The following is a 22,805-nucleotide window of genomic DNA, read 5'->3' on the forward strand; positions in this document are numbered from 1 at the left end:
CGATCAGGAGCTACGGCTACGCATGAGCTCTTCTTGATGGTCACGGGCCGCGGTTCCGGGAGCCGGCGACGCGAGCCAGGTTCCGTCGGCCCGCAACGTCCAGCACCGGGTGGCCGGGTCGAGCGCCGACTCGAAGATCGAGTCGAGTTGCGCCGCCAGCCGGGGATCCTTCACCTGTGCCATCACCTCCACCCGGCGATCGAGGTTGCGATGCATCATGTCGGCGCTGCCGATCCAGATCTCGTCGGCTGCCCGGAAATGCAGGACGCGCGAGTGCTCCAGGAACCGCCCGAGGATGGACCGCACCGTGATGTTCTCGCTCAGTCCGGGTACTCCGGGCTTGAGCGCGCAGATGCCGCGCACGACGATCTCCACCGGCACCCCCGCGCAGGAGGCGCGGTACAGCGCGTCGATGACCTGCTCGTCGACCAGCGCATTGGCCTTCAGGCGGATCCGGGCGTCGCGACCGGCCGCGTGGTGCTCGATCTCGGCGTCGATCCGTTCGATGATGCCCGCCCGCACGCCGTGCGGGGCCACGAGCAGGTTGCGGTACTTCGCCATCCGCGAGTAACCGGTGAGCGTGTTGAACAGATCGGTCAGGTCCGCGCCGATCTCCGGGGCGGCGGTGAGCAGGCCGACGTCCTCGTAGAGCCGGGCGGTCTTCGGGTTGTAGTTGCCGGTACCGATGTGGCAGTAGCGGCGGATGAGCGAGCCCTCCCGGCGGACCACGAGGCACGTCTTGCAGTGGGTCTTCAGTCCCACCAGGCCGTACACCACGTGCACGCCGGCCTGTTCGAGCTTGCGGGCCCACTTGATGTTCGCCTGCTCGTCGAAGCGGGCCTTGATCTCCACCAGCGCCACCACCTGCTTGCCGGCCTCCGCCGCGGCGATCAGTGCGTTGACGATGGGGGAGTCGCCGGAGGTGCGGTAGAGGGTCTGCTTGATCGCGAGCACCTGGCTGTCGGCTGCGGCCTGCTCGATGAACCGTTGCACGCTGGTGGAGAAGGAGTCGTAGGGGTGGTGCACCAGCACGTCGCCCTCGCGCAGCGTCGAGAACACGCTCTTGGGGGTCTCGCGTTCGCCGAACGCGGGGTGCGTGGCCGGCACGAACGGCCGGTCCTTCAGGTCGGGGCGGTCCACGCCGTGCACCTGCCACAGGCTCGACAGGTCCAGCAGTCCCGGCAGCTGCACCACGTCGGCGGGATCGACGTCGAGCTCGCGCAGCAGCAGTTCGAGCATGTGCTCGGTCATGTCGTCGGCGACCTCGAGACGCACGGGAGAACCGAAGCGGCGACGGGCGAGTTCCCGCTCGAGCGCCTGGAGGAGATCCTCGTCGCGGTCCTCCTCGACCTCGAAGTCGGCGTTGCGCGTGACCCGGAAGGCGTGGTGCTCGACGATTTCCATGCCGGGGAACAGCACGTCGAGATGTGCCGCGATGAGTTCCTCGAGAGGCAGGAACGCGTCGATCTCGTCCGGGGAGCCTTCCCGGCGGACCCGGACGAAGCGATCGACGTTGTCCGGCACCTTCACCCGCGCGAAGTGCTCCCCGGCGGACTCCAGATCCTTCACGGTGACAGCGAGGTTGAGGCTCAGCCCGCTGATGTACGGGAACGGGTGTGCCGGATCGACCGCGAGGGGCGTCAGCACCGGGAACACCTGCTCGACGAAGTACGCGGTCAGGCGCTGTTTTTCGTCGTCGGTCAGATCCTCCCAGTCGATGATGGAAATGCCTTCGGCGGTCAGGGCGGGCAGGACCGAATCGAGGAAGACGAGAGCGTGCCGGCGCGCGATCTCCTGGGTGCTGCGCGCGATGAGCGCGAGTTGCGCTCGTGGCGACAGCCCGTCGGCGGAGCGGACCGACAGGCCGGTTTCGGCACGGCGCTTGAGGCCGGCGACGCGCACCATATAGAACTCGTCGAGGTTCGAGGCGAAGATCGCAAGGAACTTGGCGCGTTCGAGGAGCGGCAGAGACGTGTCCTCGGCCAGCGCGAGCACCCGCGCGTTGAAGTCGAGCCAGCTCAGTTCCCGGTTGAGGTAGCGGTCCAGCGGCAAGCCGTCGGCGACCGCCTGCAGCATCGTGGCTGCGGGCGGGGCGCTCGGCGCCGAGGCCGAACGGGTGGCGGTGGTGCCGTCGAGTCCGGCTCCGCCGTCGCCGGATGCCCCGGCGAACCCGGGAGGTTCGGTGTCGATGCGCTGGTCCGTGGAATCGCCGTGTTTCACACGTCGATCATCCCTCAGTTTCGGAACGGCGGACAATCCGTCGACGTACGTCACCCGAAGTCGGGATGACGAACGGGCATCGGCCATCCGATCCGCCCCAGAGCCGAGGCCGTCGCGGGCCCCACGCCCTGCGCCGTGGCGGCCTCGAGATCGGCGACGGTGTCCACGTCGAGCCGCAGTCCCGGCCAGTCCCCGGCCAGGGGGTGGGCTCCCGCCCGCACGTGACGGTGCGCCGAGTCCGGACCGAACAGCGGGTGCAGCGGTTCGGTCGTGCAGTGCAGCAGCGCCGAGGTGCCGGTGCCGGTGTGGTCCACGACGACCGCCCGGCCGACCTCGCGCGCCGCGGTCAGGGCCGCGGACAGTTCGGCGGGCCGCAGGGCCGGCAGGTCCGCGTGCAGCGCGACCAGATCCACGCCGGGCTCGCGGGACCGCACCCGCCGGGCCGCGGCGGCGAGCGCCGCATTCAGCGGATCGACGGCGGTGCCGGCCGTGTCGACGGCGGGGGGATCGGCGAGCGTGTGCGCCCCCGCGCGGAGAGCCAGCGCGGCGACATCGGCGTCGGTGGTGATCACGGTGACGGCGAGCCCCTCGACCGCCAGCGCCGCGTGGAGGGTGTCGTCGAGCATCGCGAGCACCAGGGCCGCTCGGGTGCCGGGGTCGAGGACGTGCGCCAGCCGCGACTTCGCCAGGCCGAGGGCCTTGACGGGAATCAGCGCGTGCGCGGCGGTCATGGTCGTCGATTCTGCCAGTCGGCGACGAGGACGGTCGCGGGCGCGGCGGTGGGCGATACTGGAGCGGTCGCGGCGGTGGTCTGCGGACGGGATCGGACACGAGTAAGGGGACTGCGTGAGCAAGGCTGCGGTGTTGGGTGCGGGGTCGTGGGGGACGGCCTTCGCGAAGGTACTGGCGGAGGCCGGAACGGACGTGACGATCTGGGCGCGGCGCGCGGAGGTGGCCGAGGCGATCGCCGCCCGGCACGAGAACCCGGACTATCTGCCGGGCGTCGAGTTGCCCTCGACGTTGCGCGCCACCGCGGATCACCGCGTCGCACTCGACGGAGTGGACTTCCTCGTCCTCGCGGTGCCGTCGCAGACGCTGCGCGCGAATCTCGGGGCGTGGCGCGACGACATCGGTTCCGACGCGACCCTGCTGAGCCTGGCGAAAGGCATCGAGGGCGGCACCCTCATGCGGATGAGTCAGGTGATCGCCCAGGTGACCGGTGCCGAACACGACCGCATCGCGGTGTTGTCCGGGCCGAATCTCGCCCGCGAGATCGCCGATCGGCAGCCCGCCGCCACGGTGATCGCGTGTTCCGACTCCACTCGGGCGCTCGAGATTCAAAGAGCATGTGCAACAGGGTATTTCAGGCCCTACACGAACACCGACGTGATCGGCTGCGAGATCGGCGGCGCGTGCAAGAACGTCATCGCGCTCGCGTGCGGCATGGCCGCCGGTGTCGGCCTCGGCGACAACACGATCGCCTCCATCATCACCCGTGGGCTGGCCGAGATCACCCGGCTGGGAACTGCCCTCGGTGCCAAGCCGACCACCCTGGCCGGGCTGGCGGGTGTCGGCGACCTCGTGGCCACGTGCACCTCGCCGCTGTCGCGTAACCGTTCGTTCGGGGAGCGACTGGGCAGGGGAGGGACACTCGAAAGCGCCCAGGAGGCCACGCACGGCCAGGTGGCCGAGGGGGTCAAGTCGTGCACCTCCGTCCGGGCGCTGGCGGCCAGTTACGACGTGGAGATGCCGCTCACCGACGCCGTGCACCGCGTCTGCTACGAGGGCATGTCGGTGCCCGAGGCGATCGGGCTGCTGCTCGGCCGCCGGATCAAGCCGGAGTGAGACCGTGCCGGGTGACTCCACACGCTGCGTGAAAGCGGTTGCTGCCGAACATATTCCAGGGGCTCCGCTGCAGCCCGGTCCGGTCCTCGCCGCCCCCTACCAGCTCGGCGCGGAGGGCACGGAGACCGACACCTACGCCCGCGCCTCGAATCCCGGTTGGCGTGCCCTCGAATCCGCGCTGGCCGCGCTCGAGGGCGCGGCCGCGGCCCGGGTCGTCGGGTCCGGGATGTCCGCGGTCACCGTCGCGCTGCGGGCGCTGACCCGTGGCTGCGGCACCGTCGTCGTCCCCGCCGACGGGTACTACCAGGTGCGCGAATACGCGCGGGAACGCCTCGAGCCCCTCGGGATCACGGTCCACGAACTCACCGCCGCCCAGTTCGGCGACGGCAGTCTCCGCGCTGTCCTCGCCGGCGCCGGCGAGGGCGCGCTCGTGCTGGCCGAGACCCCGTCGAACCCGGGACTGGACGTCGTCGATCTGCGCGCCACCGCGGCGCTGTGCCGGACGGCCGGCGCCCTGCTGCTGGTGGACAACACCACCGCCACCCCGCTGGGGCAGCAGCCGCTCGCGCTGGGCGCGGACATCGTCGTCGCCAGCGGCACGAAATCGCTCAGCGGGCACAGCGATCTGCTGATGGGGTACCTCGCTGTCGCCGACGATGCACTCGTGCCGGCCCTCGACCGGGAGCGCCTGCTCTCCGGGACCGTCCTCGGCCCGTTCGAGACGTGGCTGGCGCACCGCAGCCTGGGCACCGCCGGGCTGCGCTTCGACCGGCAGTGCGCCAACGCGCTCGCCGCGGCGTCGATGCTGCGCGAGCATCCCGCCGTGCGCGGCGTCCGCTACCCCGGTCTGGGCGACGATCCCGCCCACCCCGTCGCCGCGGCACAGATGCGCCGGTTCGGGCCGCTGGTGACGTTCCGGCTCGACGGCGAACAGCAGTTCCACCGGTTCGTCGCGGCGAGCGAGCTCGTCACCGCCGCGACCAGTTTCGGGGGCATCCACACCACCGCCGACCGGCGCGCCCGCTGGGGCGATCCCGTACCGGCCGGCTTCGTGCGATTGTCCTGCGGGATCGAGGACACCGCCGACCTGCTCGACGATCTCGACCGCGCGCTCTCCCGGTGCTGAGCAGGACTCGGGTATCTACCGGGGCGGCGGCACCGGTACGGTTTGTGCCGTGAGCACACCCCGTATCCGGGTGGCCGTCGTCTTCGGCGGCCGCAGCAACGAACATTCCGTCTCCTGCGTTTCGGCGGGCAGCATCCTGCGCCACCTCGACCCGCAGCGTTACGAGGCCGTCCCGATCGGCATCACCACCGACGGCGCCTGGGTGCTCGCCGACACGGATCCCGAACGGCTCGCCAAGGCGGGCCGCGAGTTGCCGACCGTCGACGCGGAGGGAACGGCGCTGGTGCTCACCGCCGACCCCACTCGGGCCGGTGACATCGTCGCCCTCGACGAGGGCGAGTTCGGCAAGGTGCTCGCCTCCGTCGACGTCGTGTTCCCGGTGCTGCACGGCGCCTACGGCGAGGACGGCACGATCCAGGGGCTGCTCGAGCTCGCCGGCGTTCCGTACGTGGGACCCGGCGTGCTCGCCAGCGCCGCCGGGATGGACAAGGAGTTCACCAAGAAGCTGCTCGCGGCCGAGGGCCTGCCCGTCGGATTCCAGATCGTGCTGCGCCCCGGCGCCGCGACCCTCACCGAGGAGCAGAAACAGCGTCTCGGCCTCCCGGTCTTCGTCAAGCCCGCCCGCGGCGGCTCCTCCATCGGGATCAGCCGTGTCGCCGACTGGGCGGCGCTCGACGCGGCGATCGAGAAGGCCCGCTGGCACGACCCGAAGGTGATCGTCGAATCCGCGATCGTCGGTCGCGAGGTCGAGTGCGGCGTGCTCGAGTTCCCCGACGGCGACGTGCGCGCCAGTGTCGTCGCCGAGATCCGGATGCCCGACCCGTCCGGCGATCACGAGGCGTTCTACGACTTCGACACCAAGTACCTCGACGACGTGTGCGAGTTCGACGTGCCCGCCAAGCTCGACGACGACGTCTCCGACCGGATCCGGGAGCTCGCGGTCCGCGCCTTCCGCGCCCTCGACTGCCAGGGCCTGTCCCGCGTCGACTTCTTCGTCACGGAGGACGGGCCCGTGATCAACGAGATCAACACCATGCCCGGGTTCACGTCGATCTCGATGTACCCGCGTATGTGGGAGGCCAGCGGTCTCGAGTACCGCACGCTGCTGTCCACGCTGGTGGACACCGCCCTGGCGCGGGGGACCGGGCTGCGCTGATCCGCCCTGGCGCGGGGGGACCGGGCTGCGCTGATCCGCCCGGGCGCGGACTAGTCTGGGGGCCATGACTGCCGTGACCCCTGACTCATCTGCAACCGTTTCCGGGGACGTCCGGGCGACCGGCGCCGGGGACACCCGCGAGGCCGTGCACGCCGCGGCCCGTCGCGCCCGCGTCGCCTCCCGCCGGCTCGCCCTGCTCACCACCGCGCAGAAGGACGCCGCCCTGCACGCCGCCGCGGACGCGGTGCTCGCCGCGTCCGACGCGGTGCTCGCCGCGAACGCCGAGGACATCGAGACCGCCCGCGCGGCGGGCACCGAGGAGTCCCTGCTCGACCGGCTCCGGCTGACGCAGGCCCGCGTCGAGGGCATCGCGGCGGGGCTGCGGCAGGTCGCGGGGCTGCCCGACCCGATCGGCGAGGTGGTCCGTGGCTCGACCCTGCCCAACGGCCTCGAGATCCGGCAGATGCGGGTGCCGCTCGGCGTCGTCGGGATGGTGTACGAGGCCCGGCCCAACGTCACCGTCGACGCCTTCGGCCTGGCCCTCAAGTCCGGCAACGCGGCCCTGCTGCGCGGGTCGTCGTCGGCAGCCCACTCCAACGCCGCCCTCGTCGAGGCCCTGCGCGGCGCCCTCGCGATGCAGGAGCTGCCGGAGGACGCCGTACAACTGCTGCCCAGCGCGGACCGGTCCTCGGTCACGCACCTCATCCAGGCACGCGGACTCGTCGACGTCGTCATCCCGCGCGGCGGTGCCGGCCTGATCTCCGCCGTCGTCCGCGACGCCACCGTGCCCACCATCGAGACGGGCGTGGGCAACTGCCACGTGTACGTGCACGCGTCGGCCGATCTGGACATGGCCGAGAAGATCGTCGTCAACGCCAAGACCCGCCGGCCCAGCGTGTGCAACACCGCCGAGACGATTCTGGTGGACAAGGCCGTCGCCGACACCGCCGTACCCCGGCTGCTGCATGTGCTGCAGAACCACAGCGTCACCGTGCACGGTGACCTGCCCGGCCTCGAGCCGGCCACCGAGGCCGACTGGGCGGAGGAGTACCTGAGCCTCGACATCGCGCTCGCCGTCGTCGACGACCTCGACGCGGCCGTCGCGCACATCGACCGGTACGGCACCGGCCACACCGAGGCCATCGTCACCTCCGACCTCGCGGCGGCCCGGGAGTTCTCCGCGCGGGTCGACGCCGCAGCCGTTATGGTCAACGCCTCGACGGCGTTCACCGACGGCGAGCAGTTCGGGTTCGGTGCCGAGATCGGCATCTCCACCCAGAAGCTGCATGCCCGCGGCCCGATGGGACTGCCGGAACTCACCTCCACCAAGTGGGTGGTGTGGGGCGACGGCCACACCCGGCCGGCCTGAGGGTTCGCGACAGCGCTCGACGAGACCGGACCGGACGAGACCCGGACCCGACAGGGCCGGCCCCGACGAAAGGACACAGCGTGGACCGTGCGCTGCCGACCACCCCGCCGATCTTCGCCGACGTCGACGAGGTGATCGACCGCCTCGCCGAGACCGGATACCTCGCCGACAAGGCCACGGCCACCGCGGTGTTCCTCGCCGACCGCCTCGGCAAGCCGCTGCTCATCGAGGGCCCCGCCGGGGTGGGCAAGACCGAGCTCGCCCGGGCGGTGGCGCAGACCTCCGGCGCCGAGCTGGTGCGGCTGCAGTGCTACGAGGGTGTCGACGAGTCGCGGGCGCTGTACGAGTGGAACCACGCCAAGCAGATCCTGCGGATCCAGGCCGGCACCGACCATTCCTGGGACGCGACGAAGCAGGACGTGTTCTCCGAGGAGTTCCTCCTGCCGCGCCCGCTGCTGACCGCCATCCGCCGGGAGGATCCGACGGTGCTCCTGGTCGACGAGGTCGACAAGGCGGACGTGGAGATCGAGGGTCTGCTGCTCGAGGTGCTCAGCGATTTCGCGGTGACCGTGCCCGAGCTCGGCACCATCAGCGCCACCCGCAAGCCCTTCACGGTGCTCACCTCGAACGCGACGCGGGAGCTGTCCGAGGCACTCAAGCGACGCTGCCTGTTTCTGCACCTCGACTTCCCCGACGCCGACCTCGAGCGCCGCATCCTGGCGAGCCGGGTACCGGAGCTGCCCGAGACGGTCGCCGAGCAGCTCGTGCGCACGGTCCGGGTGCTGCGCGGCATGCAGCTCAAGAAGCTGCCGTCGGTGGCGGAGACGATCGACTGGGGTCGCACGCTGCTCGCCCTGGGCCTCGACACCCTCGACGACGCCGCCGTGCGGGCCACGCTCGGGGTGATCCTCAAACACCAGTCCGATCAGCTGCGGGCCGCGGCCGAGCTGCGGTTGAACTGACATGGCCGGGGCACGCCCGCCGGTGCGGGACCAGGGGCCGGCGGCGCCGCACGGCCTGCCCGGCCACCTGGTCGGGTTCGTCGAGGCACTGCGCCGCCGCGGCATTCCCGTAGGACCGTCCGAGACCGTCGATGCCGGCCGGGTCATGTCGGTGCTCGACCTGCTCGACCGGGACGCCCTCCGCGAGGGGCTGGCGTGCGCGCTGCTGCGCCGGCCCACCCACCGCCCGACCTTCGATGCCCTGTTCGACCTGTGGTTCCCGGCAGCGGTCGGCCGCCGCGAGGCCGGCGGGATCGATCCGGCGCTGCCGCGCACCCCGGACGGCGAGATCGACTTCGAGGCGCTGCGGGATCTGATCGCCGAGATACTCGCCGACGACTCCGCCGACGCGGTCGAGCTCGTCGAGCTGCTGACCGCGCAGATCGTCGAGGAGCTGGGGCAGTACACCTCGGGCAACGGACCGTCGTTCTCGGCGTACCAGGCGCTGCGCCAGGTGTCGCCCGAAACGCTGGTCTCGAAGATCCTCGAGGGCCTGCTCGGCAACGCCGGCCCGGAGGAGCGGGCTCAGGACACCGAGTACGCCACCGAGGTGGCGCGCCGCACGGCGGCGCGCCGAGTGGCGGATTTCCGGGCCATGGTCGAGCGCGAGACGCGTCGCCGCACCGCCGAACAGGTCGGACGCGACCGCGTCGCCACCTACGGGGTGCCCAAGCTCGCCGAGGAGGTCGACTTCCTGCGTGCCACCGACGCCGAGCTCACCGCGCTGCGCCGCAGCGTCACCCCGCTGGCGCGGCTGCTGGCGAGCCGGCTCGCCGCGCGCCGGCGGCGGGCCCGTGCGGGAGCGATCGACCTGCGCCGGACGCTGCGCAAGTCGATGTCCACCGGCGGGGTGCCCATCGACCTGGTCAACCGCAAGCCGCGCCCGGCCCGTCCGGAGCTGGTGGTGCTCTGCGACGTCTCCGGGTCGGTCGCCGGCTTCTCCCACTTCACCCTGCTGCTCGTGCATGCCCTGCGCGAGCAGTTCTCCCGCGTCCGGGTGTTCGCGTTCATCGACAGCACCGACGAGGTCACCCACCACTTCTCCGCCGGCGCCGACCTCGGGGCCGCTATGTCGCGGATGCTGCGCGAGGCCGAGCTGATCGCCTACGACGGCCACTCCGACTACGGTCACGCGCTGGGCGTGTTCACCGAGCGGTACGCGCACAGCCTCACCAGCCGCAGCTCCCTGCTCGTGCTCGGTGACGCGCGGACCAACTACCGCGATCCCAACCTCGGCGCCCTCGAGCACCTGGTGGCCGTCGCCCGGCACGCCCACTGGCTCAACCCGGAACCCCGCGGCCAATGGGGAGCCGGAGATTCGGCGGCGAAGGCGTACGGCGAGGTGATCACGATGCACGAGTGCCGGTCCGCGCAGCAGCTCGCGCAGGTGGTGGCGGGCCTGCTGCCGGTGTGAACCCGTAAGCTGGACAATCGTGCATGAGCCATCCGCCCCGAATCCGGCGCCGCGACGTCGCGACGGTGACACACGACAGGGCGTCGGTGACACACGACGTCGCGTCGGTGTCATGGGCGGCACCTTCGACCCCATCCACCACGGGCACCTCGTCGCAGCCAGCGAGGTGGCCGACCGGTACGACCTCGACGAGGTCGTGTTCGTGCCCACCGGACAGCCGTGGCAGAAGTCGGGGAGCGAGGTCAGCACGGCCGAGGACCGCTATCTGATGACGGTCATCGCGACCGCCTCGAATCCGCGGTTCTCCGTCAGCCGGGTCGACATCGAGCGGGACAAGGCCACCTACACTGTCGACACGCTGCGCGACCTGCGTTCGCTGATGCCCGACGCCCAGCTGTACTTCATCACCGGCGCCGACGCGATCGCCTCGATCCTGTCGTGGCAGAACTGGACCGAATTGTTCGAGCTGGCCCGGTTCGTGGGAGTGTCGCGTCCGGGCTACGACCTGCACGTCGAGCATCTCGCCGAACACCTCGAGAAACTGCCCGCCGACACCGTCGGTCTCGTCGAGATCCCCGCGCTGGCGATCTCCTCGACCGACTGCCGGACGCGGGTGCGTGACCACAGGCCCATCTGGTACCTGGTGCCGGACGGGGTGGTGCAGTACATCACCAAGCGCAACCTGTACCGGCCCGCGAACTCGCGGCGCCTCGACGGGGCGGCGACCGTGTCATATCCCCACGCCGAGTCCCACCCCCACCCCGAGTCCCACCCCCACCCCGAGAGGAAGACCACGCAGTGACGGCAACTGCAGAAGCCATCGAGATGGCACGCATCGCGGCCCGCGCGGCCGACGAGAAACTGGCCACCGATGTCGTGGTGCTGGACGTGTCCGAGCAACTGGTCATCACCGACTGCTTCGTGATCGCCTCCGCGGCCAACGAGCGTCAGGTCAACGCCATCGTCGACAACGTCGAGGAGAAGCTGCGGCTGGCAGGCCACAAGCCCGTGCGGCGCGAGGGCACCCGCGAGGGTCGCTGGACGCTGCTGGACTACGTCGACGTGGTGGTACACATCCAGCACGACGACGAACGCAACTTCTACGCACTCGACCGGCTGTGGAAGGACTGCCCGGTGATCACCGTCGACGGCATCGGCGCTCCCGCGCCGGCCGACGACACCGGCGCGGGGTCGCCCGCGGCCGACGACACCGGCGCGGGGTCGCCCGCGGCCGACGACACCGGCGCGGGGTCGCCCGCGGCCGACGACGCCACGCCCACCGCGGACGACACGCCGGGCGACCGGTGACCCATCGGGTACCGGTCCGGCGCCTGATCCTGGTGCGTCACGGGCAGACCGAGTACAACGCCACCAGCCGGATGCAGGGGCAGCTCGATACCGAGCTGTCCGAGCTGGGGCGGCGTCAGGCCGTGGCCGCCGCCCGGATCCTCGTCGAGCACCGGCCCGTGGCGATCGTCTCCTCCGATCTGCGGCGCGCCTACGACACCGCCGTCGAACTCGGTGACCAGGCCGGCCTGCCGGTGGCGATCGATCCGCGGCTGCGCGAGACCCACCTCGGCCGGTGGCAGGGCCTGACCCACCACGACGTGGACTCGGTGTCCCCGGGGGCGCGGGCAGCGTGGCGGGCCGACGCCACCTGGGCGCCTCCCGAGGGGGAGAGCCGGGTCGACGTGGCCCGGCGCAGCGCCCCGGTGATCCAGGAACTGCTCGACAAACACGAGCAGTGGGTGCAGCGGCCGATCATCGTCGTCGCGCACGGCGGACTGATCGCGGCACTGACCGCCGCACTGCTCGATCTCCCGGTCGACCGGTGGCCGGTCCTCGGCGGACTCGGCAACACCGGCTGGGTCCAGCTCAGCGGATACGGGGACCAGCCCGCGTGGCGGCTCGACGTGTGGAACGCGACGGCTACGGTGGCGGCCGATGACGTCCTCTGACCCACGGCCGGTGGCCGGGCCGCAGCGGCCGACGCTGCTCGTGATCGGTGACTCGCTCAGCTACTACGGCCCGAAGGGCGGACTGCCGGCGGACCATCCGCGGATCTGGCCGAACATCGTGGCGCGGGAACTCGACTGGGACGTCGAACTCGTCGCGCGGATCGGGTGGACGACACGCGACGCGTGGTGGGCGATGACGCAGGATCCACGCGTGTGGGCGACGATCCCGCGGGCCGGTGCCGTCGTGCTGGCCGTGGGCGGCATGGACACCCTGCCGTCCCCTCTGCCGACGGCGCTGCGGGAGACCCTGCGCTACGTGCGGCCGCCGCGCCTGCGCCGCGTCGTGCGGGAGACCTACGGATGGCTGCAGCCCCGGCTCTCGCCCCTCGGCTGGCCGGTGGCCCTGCCGCCCCGGGTCAGCGTGGACTACCTCGAAACCATCCGCGAGTCGCTGGCGTACATGCGGCCGGACCTGCCCGTGATCGGCACGCTGCCGTCGGTGCATCGCAGCGAGCAGTACCGCGCCGTGCACCGCGGCCGTCCCGCCGCGGCCCGGGCGATCAACCGCTGGGCGTCCGAAAAGTCGGTTCCCCTGGTCGATCTCGGCGAGGCCGTGCACGCGGACATCCACTCCGGCGCGGCGAACCCGGACGGCATCCACTGGGGCTGGGACGGTCACAGCGAGGTGGCCGCCGCGGTTCTCGAGGCGGTACGGATGGTGCGCCGGGATGCGCGCGCCGCCGCGGAGGACATACGGTAGGCGGCGTGTCTGTAGTAGTGGTGACCGACTCGTCGTGCTGTCTCGACCCGGAAATGGTGGAGCGGTACGACATCCGTGTCGTGCCGCTGCACGTGATCGTCGACGGTGTCGAATTGCGCGAGGGCGTGGACGATCTGCCCGCCGACCTGTCCGGCGTCACCACCTCCGGTCCCTCCCCGGCCGAACTGACGGAGGCGTACGCCGAGGCGCTGTCGGACAGCGGTGGCGACGGCGTGGTCGCCGTGCACCTGTCCCGTGAGCTGTCGGGTACCTGGTCGGCCGCCCGCTACGCCGCCGACGCCCTCGGTGACCGGGTACAGCTGGTCGACAGTCGAACCACCGCAATGGGTTTGGGATTCGCTGCCCTGGCGGGGGCGGAGCTGGCCCGGTCCGGTGCGAGCGTGCGGGCCGTCTACGAACGGGCTGTGGAGGTCGCCGCCCGCAGCCGGACCCTGCTGGTGGTCGACCGGCTCGACCATCTGCGCCGTGGCGGCCGCATCGGCACCGCCACGGCCCTGCTGGGCACCGCTCTGGCGATGAAGCCGGTGCTCCACCTCGTCGACGGCCGGCTGGTGCTGCGGGAGAAGACCCGCACCATGACCAAGGCGATGGCGAAGCTGGTCGACGGCGTCGTCGACACCGCGGACCCGGTGACCGCGGTGGCCGTCCACCACCGCGAGGCCCCCGAACGCGCCGAACAGCTCGTCGCGCAGCTCGCCGAGCGGCTGCCCGCCGGCACCGCGCTGTCGGTGTCCGAACTCGACGCGGTTCTCGGCGCACACGTCGGTCCCGGCGCCGTCGGGGTGGTCGTCTCCCGCGCGTAGGGGTTGTCCACAGGCACACGATTCATCCACAGATTCGCCGGATCGCTTCGGCGGCCGCGTGGACGGCGGCCGGATCCGGTTAGCGTCGCGCCATGGGCAGCAGCGACGAGCACGATCTCGTGCGCAGCCGGCTCGACGCGATCGCCCGGTCCGCCGGCGATCGGGCATCGGCGGCGCCGACGATCCCGCACCAGGCGGACGACGACCCGCACCCGTGGTACGACCCGGCCGGCACCGTCGAGCCGCCGGGTCCGCTCGAGCGGTTGCGCGCGGCGCGCTGGCAGACCGGCCGGGGTGGGGCCGGGGCCCTCGCCGCGGTCGGTGTCGTGGCGGTGCTGGCCACACTCGTCGTGGTCTGGGGCGATCGTCCCGTCGCGGAGCCGGTACCGCCGCTGCCGGCGGTGGAGGTTGCGGCACCGGCGGCCGACCCCGTTGCGTCCCGGCAGGACACGGCGCCGGACGAGGTGGTGGTCAGCGTGGTGGGCCTGGTGGGCAAGCCCGGCCTGGTGCGGGTCGCGCCCGGCGCGCGGGTCGCCGACGCCCTCGCCGCCGCGGGCGGCACCCTCGACGGTGCGGACCTGGCCACCCTGAATCTGGCGCAGCGGCTCGCGGACGGAGACCAGGTCGTGGTGGGTGCGTCGCCGCCGGTTCCGCCGGCGAGCGGGGTGTCCGGCTCCGGCGGCGAGGGTGGGGTCGGGGAGCCCGGCGCCGCCCCCGGGGCGGGGCCGGTGAACCTCAACACCGCCGACGAGGCGACGCTCGATGCGCTGCCCGGCGTCGGTCCCGTCACCGCGGCCGCGATCGTCGCGTGGCGCCGGGACAACGGGCCGTTCACCGACATCGAACAGCTCGCCGAGGTCGACGGGATCGGTCCCGCTCGGCTGGCACGCCTGCGGACGCTGGTCGTGGTGTGACCGCGCCCGACCGCGACGACGCGCGACTGGTGCCGGGCGCGGTCGCGGCGTGGGCCGCAACCGCGCTCGGGTTGCACGCCGGCTGGCGGGTCTCGTTCGGGATCGCGGCGACGGCCGCCGTGTGCGCGGTGGCCACGGTCGTCGTGGCACGGCGACGACGGCTTCGTGCCGCGGCCCGGCCGCTGCTCGCCGCTCTCGTCGTCGCTGCCGGATTCTCGGCGGCGGTCGCACTGCGGGTGTGGGCGGCCGAGACGCATCCGCTCGCCGCCGCGGCCGCACGCGCCGGCTGGGCCACCCTGGTGGTCGAACCGACGGAGGACCCGAAAAGACTGGGAGACAGTGCGTTCGGCGGGGACCAGGTGCTGGTGCCGGCAACGTTGCACCGCGCCGAGCTGGGACCCGACCGGTACTCGGGCGGCGGCGCCGTCGTGGTGTTCGCCCCTGTCGACGAGTGGGCGGAGCTGCTGCCGGGCCAGCGGATCACCCTGCGCGGACGGCTCGCCGAACCGGACGGCGCGGATCTGACGGTGGCCGTGGTCCGTGTCGACGGCCCGCCCCGATCGGTGCAGGCCCCCTCGCGGGTGCAGCAGTGGGCGGGACGGATCCGCGAGCGGCTCGCCTCGGCGTCCGGAGCGGTGCTCCCGCCCGCTGCGGCCGGGCTCCTGCCGGGCCTCGTCGTCGGCGACACCTCACGGCTGTCCGACGACGTCCGGGAGAGCTTCCGGGTGGCGGGACTGACCCACCTGACCGCGGTGTCCGGGGCCAACGTCAGCATCGTCCTCGGCGCGGTGCTCCTCGCCGTGCGGGGCCTCGGCCTCGGCCCCCGCACCGGCACGGCGCTCGCGGCGGTCGCGCTGGTGGCGTTCGTCGTCGTCGTGCGCCCGTCGCCGAGTGTGCTGCGCGCCGCCGCGATGGGAGCGATCGGGTTGCTCGCTCTGGTGACGGGCCGGCGCCGGCACGGCCTGCCGGCCCTCGCGGGCGCGGTCGGCGCCCTGCTCGTCGCCGCACCGGAACTCGCGACGGACGTCGGGTTCGCCCTGTCGGTCGCGGCCACCGCCGGGCTGGTGCTGGTGGCGCCGGCCTGGGTGACCCGGCTGCGGGCCCGCGGCTGGCCCCGCTCGGCGGCGGAGGTGTGCGCCGTCTCGGCGGCCGCGTTCGTCGTGACCGCCCCGATCGTCGCCGCACTGTCCGGCACCGTCAGCGTCGTGGCGGTCGCGGCCAACATCCTCGTCGCGCCGGTACTTCCGCCGTTGACCGTGCTCGGTACCACCGTCGCGGTGGTCTCCACGGCGTCGCCGACGGCGGCGGAGCTGCTCGCCCGCGGCACCGCACCCATGCTGTGGTGGATCCTCGAGGTGGCGGACCGCGCGGCCGACCTGCCCCTGGCCGAGGTGCCCGTGCCCGGAGGCGTGGGCGGAGCAGTCGCCGTCGGGGGCGGGCTCGTCGCCGCCCGGTGCCTGCCGCGACTGTGGCGTGGACGCCGGCCCGGGGCACCGGCGGTGATGTCCGGCCGTCGTGGCACGATCGATCCGTGAGCAACCCGCAGCTGCATCTCGTGCTCGGTGACGAAGACCTCCTCGTCGAACGCGCCGTCGCGCGGATCGTCGGTGACGTCCGGGCGCGGACGGGTGCGGGGTCCGAGCTGCCCGTCTCGCGGCTGCGCGCCGGGGACGCCGGCGCGGCCGAACTCGCCGAGCTGCTGAGCCCGTCGCTGTTCGCCGAGGACCGGGTGGTCGTCCTCGAATCCGCCGCGGAGGCCGGCAAGGACGCCGTCGCGCTGATCCTCGATGCGGCGACCGAACCGCCCGAGGGGGTCTCCCTGGTCGTCCTGCACAGTGGCGGCGGCCGCGCGAAGGCCATGGTGGGCGCCCTGCAGAAGTGCGGCGCCGAGACCCACGAGTGCGCCAGGATCACCAAGGCGGCCGAGCGGGTGGACTTCGTGCGTGCGGAGTTTCGCGCGGCGGGTGTGCGGGTCGCGCCGGAGGTCGTACAGGCGGTCATCGACGCCGTGGGCTCCGACCTGCGGGAGCTGGCAGCGGCGTGCAGCCAGCTGGTCGCCGACACGGGCGGCAAGATCGACGCCGCAGCCGTGCAGCGCTACTACTCCGGCAAGGCCGAGGTCACCGGGTTCGAGGTGGCCGAGAAGGCCGTGGCGGGCGACGAGCCGGGGGCGCTGGAATCGTTGCGGTGGGCGACGCATCGGGGCGTCGCGCACGTCCTGCTCGCCGACGCCCTCGCGGATGCTGTCCACACGATCGCGCGGGTCGGCTCGGCCGGGCGCGGGGACCCGTTCAAGATGGCATCCGAGCTCGGGATGCCTCCGTGGAAGGTGAAGAAGGCTCAGGCCCAGGCACGCGCGTGGGACCCGGGATCGATCGGGGCGGCGCTGCAGGTCGTGGCCGACCTCAATGCCGACGTCAAGGGCGCGGCCGCGGACGCCGACTACGCGGTGGAGCGCGCCGTGCGCCGCGTCGCGGGGCTGGCCGGCCGGACCCACTAGACGACGGAAGCCGCCCGGTCCGAGGGACGGGGCGGCTTCCGGAGCAGAGCTTGCGTTCTACCTCAGAGTCCGTTGGCGACCTTGGCCAGGGCGGACTTCTTGTTGGCGGCCTGGTTGGCGTGGATCACGCCCTTGCTGGCAGCCTTGTCGAGCTTGCGGCTGGTGGAGACGAGGAGCTCGGTGGCCTTGTCCTTGTCACCGGCGGCCGCGGCCTCGCGGAAGGAACGGATCGCCGTGCGCAGCGAGGACTTGACCGACTGGTTGCGGAGTCGGTTGCGCTCGTTGGTGCGGATCCGCTTCACCTGGGACTTGATGTTGGCCACGCGTAAAATCCTGTCGTCTTGCTGGTAGTTGGTCGGAAAGCTCTGGGCGCACTACGGCACCGACGGACCACGATACCAGCGGCCTGTCGCAAACCCCAAACCGGGCGCCGGAACCGCCGGTGGTGACGGGCAGGTGACAAGCGGGTTTCCGGCACTGCACAGCCCGGCATCCTGTAGCAGGATTTCGGGCATGAGCAGCCGAACAACCGTCGCCCGACCCCCCGACCGCTCCCGCTCGCGCAGGCGTTCCGACGGGGTGTTCGACGGCTATCGCGACGTGCCCGGCTACACGCTCGCGTTCGACGAGATGTTCGACGAGGCCGGTGGGGTGCGAGCCCCCTACCGGCGGCTGCACCAACGGTTCGTCTCCACCGGCGCCGACGAGCTCGCGGCGCGCACCGAGGCCCTCGGCCGCGCCTTCACCGACCAGGGCGTCACCTTCTCCCTGTCCGGACAGGAGCGGCCCTTCCCGCTCGACCTGATGCCCCGGGTCATCGCGGCGGCGGAGTGGGCCCGCCTCGAACGGGGCATCACCCAGCGGGTGAAGGCGCTCGAGATGTTCCTCGACGACGTCTACCGCGAGCAGCACATCCTCCGCGACCGCGTCATCCCCAAGCGGCTGGTGACCTCGTGCGAGCACTTCCACCGCGAGGCCGTCGGCATCGTCCCGCCCAACGGCGTCCGGATCCACGTCGCGGGCATCGACCTGATCCGCGACGAGAACGGCACGTTCCGGGTCCTCGAGGACAATCTGCGCTCGCCGTCCGGGGTGTCGTACGTCATGGAGAACCGGCGGGTGATGGCCCGGATCGCCCCGGACCTGTTCCGCGAGCACCGGGTGCGTCCCGTCGGCGACTACGCCTCGCACCTGCTGCGGGCGCTGCGGGCGGCCGCCGCGCTCAACGCTGCCGACCCGACCGTGGTGGTGCTGACCCCCGGCGTGGCCAACTCCGCGTATTTCGAGCACTCCCTGCTGGCCCGGCAGATGGGTGTCGAACTCGTCGAGGGCCGGGACCTGTTCTGTCGTGACAACGCGGTCTACATGCGCACCACCGAAGGCGAACGGCAGGTCGACGTGATCTACCGCCGGATCGACGACGCCTTCCTCGATCCGATGCAGTTCCGTCCCGACTCCGTGCTCGGCGTCGCCGGCATCCTCAACGCCGCCCGCGCCGGCAACGTCGTGATCTCGAGCGCCGTCGGCAACGGTGTCGGCGACGACAAGCTCGTCTACACCTACGTCCCCGAGATCATCGACTACTACCTCGGCGAGAAGCCGCTGTTGCCCAACGTCGACACGCTGCGCTGCTGGCTGGACGAGGAATGCGAGGAGGTGCTCGACCGTCTCGACGAACTCGTGATCAAGCCGGTGGAAGGCTCCGGCGGGTACGGCATCGTGTTCGGTCCCGACGCCTCGCCCGCCGAGCTGAAGACCATGACCCGCAAGATCCGCAACGACCCGCGCAGCTGGATCGCCCAGCCCGTCGTGCAGTTGTCCACCGTTCCCACCCGGGTGGGGGACCGGCTCGCGCCGCGTCACGTGGACCTGCGGCCCTTCGCCGTCAACGACGGGGAGGAGGTGTGGGTGCTGCCCGGCGGTCTCACGCGCGTCGCGCTGCCCGAAGGGTCGCTCGTGGTGAACTCGAGCCAGGGCGGCGGCAGCAAGGACACGTGGGTGCTCGCCGCGCGCAGTTCCGGGGAGGAACGAGAACTCGGCGGCGCCCAGGTGGTCGACCGGCCGGCGCACGGCGCGCAGGTCGAGCACGGACCCGACATCGGCGGCCCGCAACAGCAACAGCAACAACAGCAGCAGCAGAGCGGGCTCGGGGGTGGGCGCTGATGCTGGCCCGCAATGCCGAGTCCCTGTTCTGGATCGGCCGCTACGTCGAACGCGCCGACGACACCGCCCGCATCATGGACGTCGCGGTGCACCAGCTGCTCGAGGACTCCACGGTCGACCCCGACCGCACCTGCCGGCAGCTGCTGCGGGTACTCGGATTCGCCGAGCCGCCGGGCGTGCTGGACGTGTCCACCGTGGTCGACCTGATCGCGTTCGACCGGCAGGGGCAGGGGTCGATCGTCGATTCCGTCGCGCACGCGCGCGAGAACGCCCGCGGCGCCCGCGAGGTCACCTCCAGCGAGATGTGGGAGTGCCTGAACGCCACCTACAACGGTCTCGCCGAGCGCAAGCGGGCCGCCCAGCGGCTCGGACCGCACGAGTTCTTCCGGTACGTCGAGGAGCGTGCGGCGATGTTCGCGGGCCTGGCGGACTCGACGCTCAGCCGCGACGACGGCTATCGCTTCCTGCTGCTGGGCCGGTCCATCGAACGCGTCGACATGGTGGTACGGCTGCTGCTCTCCCGGGCGGGCGACCGCCCGGGCTCGCCGACGTGGGCGACGGTCCTGCGGTCGGTCGGTGGTCACGACACCTACCTGCGCACTTACCGCGGTGCCCTCGACGCGAGCCTGGTGCTCGAATTCATGCTGCTGGACCGGCTGTTCCCGCGGTCGGTGTTCTTCGCCATCAGCGAGGCCGAGCGGTGCCTCGGTGCGCTCGACCGGCATCCGCACAGCCGGATCGGTGCCCGGGACGAGGCGCAACGTCTGCTCGGCCGTGCCCGCAGCGAACTCGAGTTCCTCGCCCCCGGACGGCTGCTCGAGGATCTGCAGACGCGCCTGCAGTCGCTGCAGGAGATGTGCCGGCAGGTCGGCGAGGCGATCGCGCTGCAGTACTTCCACGCAGCGCCGTGGGTGGCCTGGACCGATGCCGGCGCGGCACAGGGGGAGACGATCGTGGAGGGTGAGTTGTGACCTGGCGGATGCGAGTGGTCCACAAGACGGGGTACGCGTACGACGCGCCGGTCACCTCGTCGTACAACGAGGTACGGCTCACGCCCCGCGCGGACAGCCGGCAGACCGTCGTGCTCAACCGGGTCGAGACCACCCCGGCGACACGGTCGTACCGGTACGTCGACTACTGGGGCACGGCGGTGACCGCGTTCGACCTGCACGCGCCGCACACCTCGCTGGAGGTCACCGGACTGTCGGTGGTGGAGACCGAGGAGACCGCGGTGCCCGACGAGGCGATCGGATGGGACGAACTGCGCAGCGAGGAGAACCGGGACCGCTACGACGAGGTGCTGCTGCCGTCGCGGTACGTGCCGGCCGATCGCGGTCTCGCCAGGGTCGCCCGGCAGATCGCCAAGGGTGCCGATCCGGTGGCCGCGGTGCTGGCCGCGGCGCAGTGGGTGCACGACGAGATGTCCTACGTCCCCGGCACGACGGGGGTGCACACCTCGGCCGTGCAGGCCTTCGAGGAACGCGAGGGGGTCTGCCAGGACTATGCGCACCTGACGCTGCTCCTGCTGCGCGGCATGGGAATTCCCAGCCGGTACGTGTCGGGTTACCTGCATCCGACGGCCGCTGCCCCCGTCGGGGCGACCGTCGCGGGGGAGTCGCACGCGTGGGTCGAGGCCTGGACCGGTTCGTGGTGGGGTTACGACCCGACCAACGCCACGGTCGTCGGTGAACAGCACGTGTCCGTCGGTACCGGCCGGGACTACGCGGACGTGCCGCCGCTGAAGGGCATCTACTCCGGCGGCGGTTCGACGGCACTCGACGTTGTTGTGGAGGTCACCCGGCTTGCGTAGTGTCCGCTGTGTCTTGTTGCGGTAGTGCTGTGCGGCCTGTGAGCCCGTCTTCGACCCGTGGTGCTCGCCAGTGCCGAAGTTCGACACATCGGATCCGGTCCCGCGGGACCGCACGACGCGAGGTGGGCGCATGACGAACGAACGCGAGACGGGCCACGAGGGCCGGGCGGCGGACCGGGCACCCGGGGCCGCCGAGCACGAGACCGAGCACGAGACCGCGCTCGAGGCCGTGGAGAAGGACGAATTCTCGGACGCCAAGAAGTACGCCGCGGAGGCGATCGGCACGTTCGTGCTGGTCTTCTCCGCGGTCGGCACGGCGGTGTTCGCCGGGGACAAGGTCGGCAATCTCGGCGTCGCGCTGGCGTTCGGGCTGACCCTGCTGTTCCTCGTCTACGCCATCGGGCCGATCTCCGGATGCCATGTGAACCCGGCGGTGACGGTCGGCCAGCTCGCGATCGGCCAGGTCACCCTCAAGCGGGCGGTGTTCTACGTCGTGGCCCAGGTCCTCGGCGGCCTCGTCGCGGGCGTGACGATCTACTCGGTGGCGCAGTCGCTGCCCACCTACGACCGGGCCGCGCAGGGGCTCGGCGCCAACGGCTGGGGCCCGCACAGCCCGTCGGCGGTGGAGGGCCCGCTCGGCGGTGTGCTCGTCGAGGGTTACGGGATCGGGGCGACCATGGTCGTCGAGGTGCTGCTTACCGCGCTGCTGGTGTTCGTGGTGCTCGCCGCGACGGACCAGGCCTCGGACGTCCTGCTGGCCGGGGTGTCGATCGGATTCACCCTGGCGGTGATCCACCTGGTCTCGATCCCGATCGACAACACCTCGGTCAATCCGGCGCGGAGCATCGCGGTCGCGCCGTACCAGGACGGCGCGCTCGGACAGCTCTGGCTGTTCATCCTGTTCCCGCTGATCGGCGGCGCCCTCGGGGCGCTGGTCTACCGGTCGCTGTTCGGGCGGTTCGCCGGATTGCGGCCGTCCACGGCGCGGGTGGCGGGCGCCCGCCGGCGGTAAGGCGAGGGCCGGCTACTGCCAGCCGTACTCGGCGCGAAGGCGCGCGGCGACCTGCTCGAACCGGGCCCGGTCGAGCACCGCGCCTTCGCGCCGGATGCCTTCCTCGGGCACGTCCAGCACGCGGTCCAGGCGGACCCAGCTGGGCCGGCTGCCCGCGTCCCAGTTGCCGTTGCCCAGGGCCAGCCAGTCGCGGTGACCGTCCCGGTCGTTGTTCGACGACAGCATCAGGCCGAGCAGGGTGCCACCGTTGCGTCCGACGACGAGCACGGGCCGGTCCTTGCCCTGGGTCGCGTCCTCCTCGTAGGCCACCCACGTCCACACGATCTCGCCGGGGTCCGCGCGGCCGTCGAGGTCGGGGGCGTAGGCGATCCGCCGGGCGCGCTGCGCGGTGGGAGCGGTGTGGGAGGTCACCGGGCGGCCGGGCTTCGGGACCGGCCGGGCGGTGTCGGCGGCACCGGAGCCGAGCGCGGTCCGGGCCCGGTCGAGGGCGCCGGAGCGCTGCACCTGCTCGAGCAATCGCGGTCCCTGCTCGACCGCGAGCCGTCCCAGTTGCCTGCCCAGTTTCTTCCATGTGCCAGCCACGTCGGCGAGCTTAGCGGCGTGCGGGGCCGCGCAGGTGCGGCCGCGGGACCGGACCCGCCGCGACTTGGATATTCTGCAGGGGTGACCGCGTCCCGCCAGGGCCGCTGCCCGTCCGAGTCAGGAGCCCGACATCAGCACCTTCGCCGACACC

General features: G+C 72.0%; 22 protein-coding genes. 18 read left to right on the forward strand and 4 right to left on the reverse strand.

Annotation, left to right across the window (positions count from 1 at the left end; all coding sequences use genetic code 11):
• Window positions 1-3 precede the first annotated feature (3 nt).
• Window positions 4-2,220, reverse strand: a complete 2,217-nt coding sequence (locus tag OCS65_RS12485; RefSeq protein ID WP_029544397.1) for an RNA degradosome polyphosphate kinase — start codon at window positions 2,218-2,220, stop codon at window positions 4-6.
• Between the two features lie 50 nt (window positions 2,221-2,270).
• Window positions 2,271-2,951: a 2-phospho-L-lactate guanylyltransferase gene (cofC, locus tag OCS65_RS12490; RefSeq protein ID WP_006933746.1), complete on the reverse strand. Its 681-nt coding sequence runs from the start codon at window positions 2,949-2,951 to the stop codon at window positions 2,271-2,273.
• Between the two features lie 115 nt (window positions 2,952-3,066).
• On the opposite strand from cofC, the gene OCS65_RS12495 reads away from it, so the two are divergent.
• The 14 genes from OCS65_RS12495 (at window position 3,067) to holA (ending at window position 17,087) form a co-directional block, all read left to right on the forward strand.
• Window positions 3,067-4,065 (forward strand): NAD(P)H-dependent glycerol-3-phosphate dehydrogenase, encoded by a 999-nt coding sequence (locus OCS65_RS12495; protein WP_006933747.1) that lies wholly within the window; start codon window positions 3,067-3,069, stop codon window positions 4,063-4,065.
• Window positions 4,066-4,069: 4 nt separating this feature from the next.
• Entirely contained in the window at window positions 4,070-5,191 is a 1,122-nt protein-coding gene (locus tag OCS65_RS12500) for a cystathionine gamma-lyase (protein ID WP_231772714.1), read from the forward strand.
• 49 nt (window positions 5,192-5,240) lie between these two features.
• Complete coding sequence (locus tag OCS65_RS12505; RefSeq protein ID WP_203329192.1) at window positions 5,241-6,347, forward strand: D-alanine--D-alanine ligase family protein; 1,107 nt, start codon at window positions 5,241-5,243, stop codon at window positions 6,345-6,347.
• A 64-nt stretch (window positions 6,348-6,411) separates the two neighbouring features.
• Complete coding sequence (locus OCS65_RS12510) at window positions 6,412-7,716, forward strand: glutamate-5-semialdehyde dehydrogenase (protein ID WP_168579777.1); 1,305 nt, start codon at window positions 6,412-6,414, stop codon at window positions 7,714-7,716.
• An 80-nt stretch (window positions 7,717-7,796) separates the two neighbouring features.
• A complete protein-coding gene (locus OCS65_RS12515; RefSeq protein WP_006933754.1) occupies window positions 7,797-8,678 on the forward strand; it encodes an AAA family ATPase in 882 nt (293 codons plus the stop codon).
• A gap of 1 nt (window position 8,679) precedes the next feature.
• Window positions 8,680-10,131, forward strand: a complete 1,452-nt coding sequence (locus OCS65_RS12520; RefSeq protein ID WP_029544388.1) for a vWA domain-containing protein — start codon at window positions 8,680-8,682, stop codon at window positions 10,129-10,131.
• 19 nt (window positions 10,132-10,150) lie between these two features.
• Window positions 10,151-10,933: a nicotinate-nucleotide adenylyltransferase gene (gene nadD, locus OCS65_RS12525; RefSeq protein ID WP_263510267.1), complete on the forward strand. Its 783-nt coding sequence runs from the start codon at window positions 10,151-10,153 to the stop codon at window positions 10,931-10,933.
• Complete coding sequence (gene rsfS / locus OCS65_RS12530; RefSeq protein WP_006933760.1) at window positions 10,930-11,439, forward strand: ribosome silencing factor; 510 nt, start codon at window positions 10,930-10,932, stop codon at window positions 11,437-11,439. Before nadD ends, rsfS begins: the two co-directional genes overlap by 4 nt.
• Window positions 11,436-12,089, forward strand: a complete 654-nt coding sequence (locus tag OCS65_RS12535) for a histidine phosphatase family protein (RefSeq protein ID WP_006933762.1) — start codon at window positions 11,436-11,438, stop codon at window positions 12,087-12,089. Before rsfS ends, OCS65_RS12535 begins: the two co-directional genes overlap by 4 nt.
• Window positions 12,076-12,849 (forward strand): diglucosylglycerate octanoyltransferase, encoded by a 774-nt coding sequence (gene octT, locus OCS65_RS12540; RefSeq protein WP_029544384.1) that lies wholly within the window; start codon window positions 12,076-12,078, stop codon window positions 12,847-12,849. The genes OCS65_RS12535 and octT overlap by 14 nt, the downstream gene beginning before the upstream one ends.
• A 5-nt stretch (window positions 12,850-12,854) precedes the next feature.
• Window positions 12,855-13,673 (forward strand): DegV family protein, encoded by an 819-nt coding sequence (locus OCS65_RS12545; RefSeq protein WP_029544382.1) that lies wholly within the window; start codon window positions 12,855-12,857, stop codon window positions 13,671-13,673.
• 92 nt (window positions 13,674-13,765) lie between these two features.
• A complete protein-coding gene (locus OCS65_RS12550) occupies window positions 13,766-14,587 on the forward strand; it encodes a ComEA family DNA-binding protein (RefSeq protein WP_029544380.1) in 822 nt (273 codons plus the stop codon).
• Window positions 14,584-16,122, forward strand: coding sequence for a ComEC/Rec2 family competence protein (locus OCS65_RS12555; protein WP_065922448.1), 1,539 nt, complete (start codon window positions 14,584-14,586; stop codon window positions 16,120-16,122). Before OCS65_RS12550 ends, OCS65_RS12555 begins: the two co-directional genes overlap by 4 nt.
• A complete protein-coding gene (holA, locus tag OCS65_RS12560; RefSeq protein WP_006933777.1) occupies window positions 16,119-17,087 on the forward strand; it encodes a DNA polymerase III subunit delta in 969 nt (322 codons plus the stop codon). Before OCS65_RS12555 ends, holA begins: the two co-directional genes overlap by 4 nt.
• A gap of 62 nt (window positions 17,088-17,149) precedes the next feature.
• Here the strand turns inward: holA and rpsT are convergent, their stop codons facing one another.
• Entirely contained in the window at window positions 17,150-17,410 is a 261-nt protein-coding gene (gene rpsT, locus OCS65_RS12565; RefSeq protein ID WP_003937021.1) for a 30S ribosomal protein S20, read from the reverse strand.
• 190 nt (window positions 17,411-17,600) lie between these two features.
• On the opposite strand from rpsT, the gene OCS65_RS12570 reads away from it, so the two are divergent.
• The 4 genes from OCS65_RS12570 (at window position 17,601) to OCS65_RS12585 (ending at window position 22,072) form a co-directional block, all read left to right on the forward strand.
• Window positions 17,601-19,250, forward strand: coding sequence for a circularly permuted type 2 ATP-grasp protein (locus OCS65_RS12570; protein ID WP_006933779.1), 1,650 nt, complete (start codon window positions 17,601-17,603; stop codon window positions 19,248-19,250).
• Window positions 19,250-20,221 (forward strand): alpha-E domain-containing protein, encoded by a 972-nt coding sequence (locus OCS65_RS12575; protein WP_006933787.1) that lies wholly within the window; start codon window positions 19,250-19,252, stop codon window positions 20,219-20,221. Before OCS65_RS12570 ends, OCS65_RS12575 begins: the two co-directional genes overlap by 1 nt.
• 8 nt (window positions 20,222-20,229) lie before the next feature.
• Window positions 20,230-21,060, forward strand: coding sequence for a transglutaminase family protein (locus tag OCS65_RS12580; protein ID WP_029544370.1), 831 nt, complete (start codon window positions 20,230-20,232; stop codon window positions 21,058-21,060).
• Window positions 21,061-21,190: 130 nt separating this feature from the next.
• A complete protein-coding gene (locus tag OCS65_RS12585) occupies window positions 21,191-22,072 on the forward strand; it encodes an aquaporin (protein WP_029544368.1) in 882 nt (293 codons plus the stop codon).
• A gap of 12 nt (window positions 22,073-22,084) precedes the next feature.
• On the opposite strand, the gene OCS65_RS12590 is transcribed toward OCS65_RS12585, so the two are convergent.
• Complete coding sequence (locus OCS65_RS12590) at window positions 22,085-22,654, reverse strand: type II toxin-antitoxin system PemK/MazF family toxin (protein ID WP_072635503.1); 570 nt, start codon at window positions 22,652-22,654, stop codon at window positions 22,085-22,087.
• Between the last annotated feature and the right edge of the window lie 151 nt (window positions 22,655-22,805).

The organism is Rhodococcus aetherivorans, from assembly GCF_025722975.1.
GTDB classification, from domain to species: domain Bacteria; phylum Actinomycetota; class Actinomycetes; order Mycobacteriales; family Mycobacteriaceae; genus Rhodococcus; species Rhodococcus aetherivorans.

Coding starts and splice junctions, on each gene's coding strand:
- OCS65_RS12570 (WP_006933779.1), top strand. CDS start 17,601: ATGAGCAGCCGAACAACCGTCGCCCGACCCCCCGACCGCTCCCGCTCG.
- OCS65_RS12520 (WP_029544388.1), top strand. CDS start 8,680: ATGGCCGGGGCACGCCCGCCGGTGCGGGACCAGGGGCCGGCGGCGCCG.
- OCS65_RS12575 (WP_006933787.1), top strand. CDS start 19,250: ATGCTGGCCCGCAATGCCGAGTCCCTGTTCTGGATCGGCCGCTACGTC.
- OCS65_RS12585 (WP_029544368.1), top strand. CDS start 21,191: ATGACGAACGAACGCGAGACGGGCCACGAGGGCCGGGCGGCGGACCGG.
- OCS65_RS12580 (WP_029544370.1), top strand. CDS start 20,230: ATGCGAGTGGTCCACAAGACGGGGTACGCGTACGACGCGCCGGTCACC.
- OCS65_RS12510 (WP_168579777.1), top strand. CDS start 6,412: ATGACTGCCGTGACCCCTGACTCATCTGCAACCGTTTCCGGGGACGTC.
- OCS65_RS12550 (WP_029544380.1), top strand. CDS start 13,766: ATGGGCAGCAGCGACGAGCACGATCTCGTGCGCAGCCGGCTCGACGCG.
- octT (WP_029544384.1), top strand. CDS start 12,076: ATGACGTCCTCTGACCCACGGCCGGTGGCCGGGCCGCAGCGGCCGACG.
- cofC (WP_006933746.1), bottom strand. CDS start 2,951: ATGACCGCCGCGCACGCGCTGATTCCCGTCAAGGCCCTCGGCCTGGCG.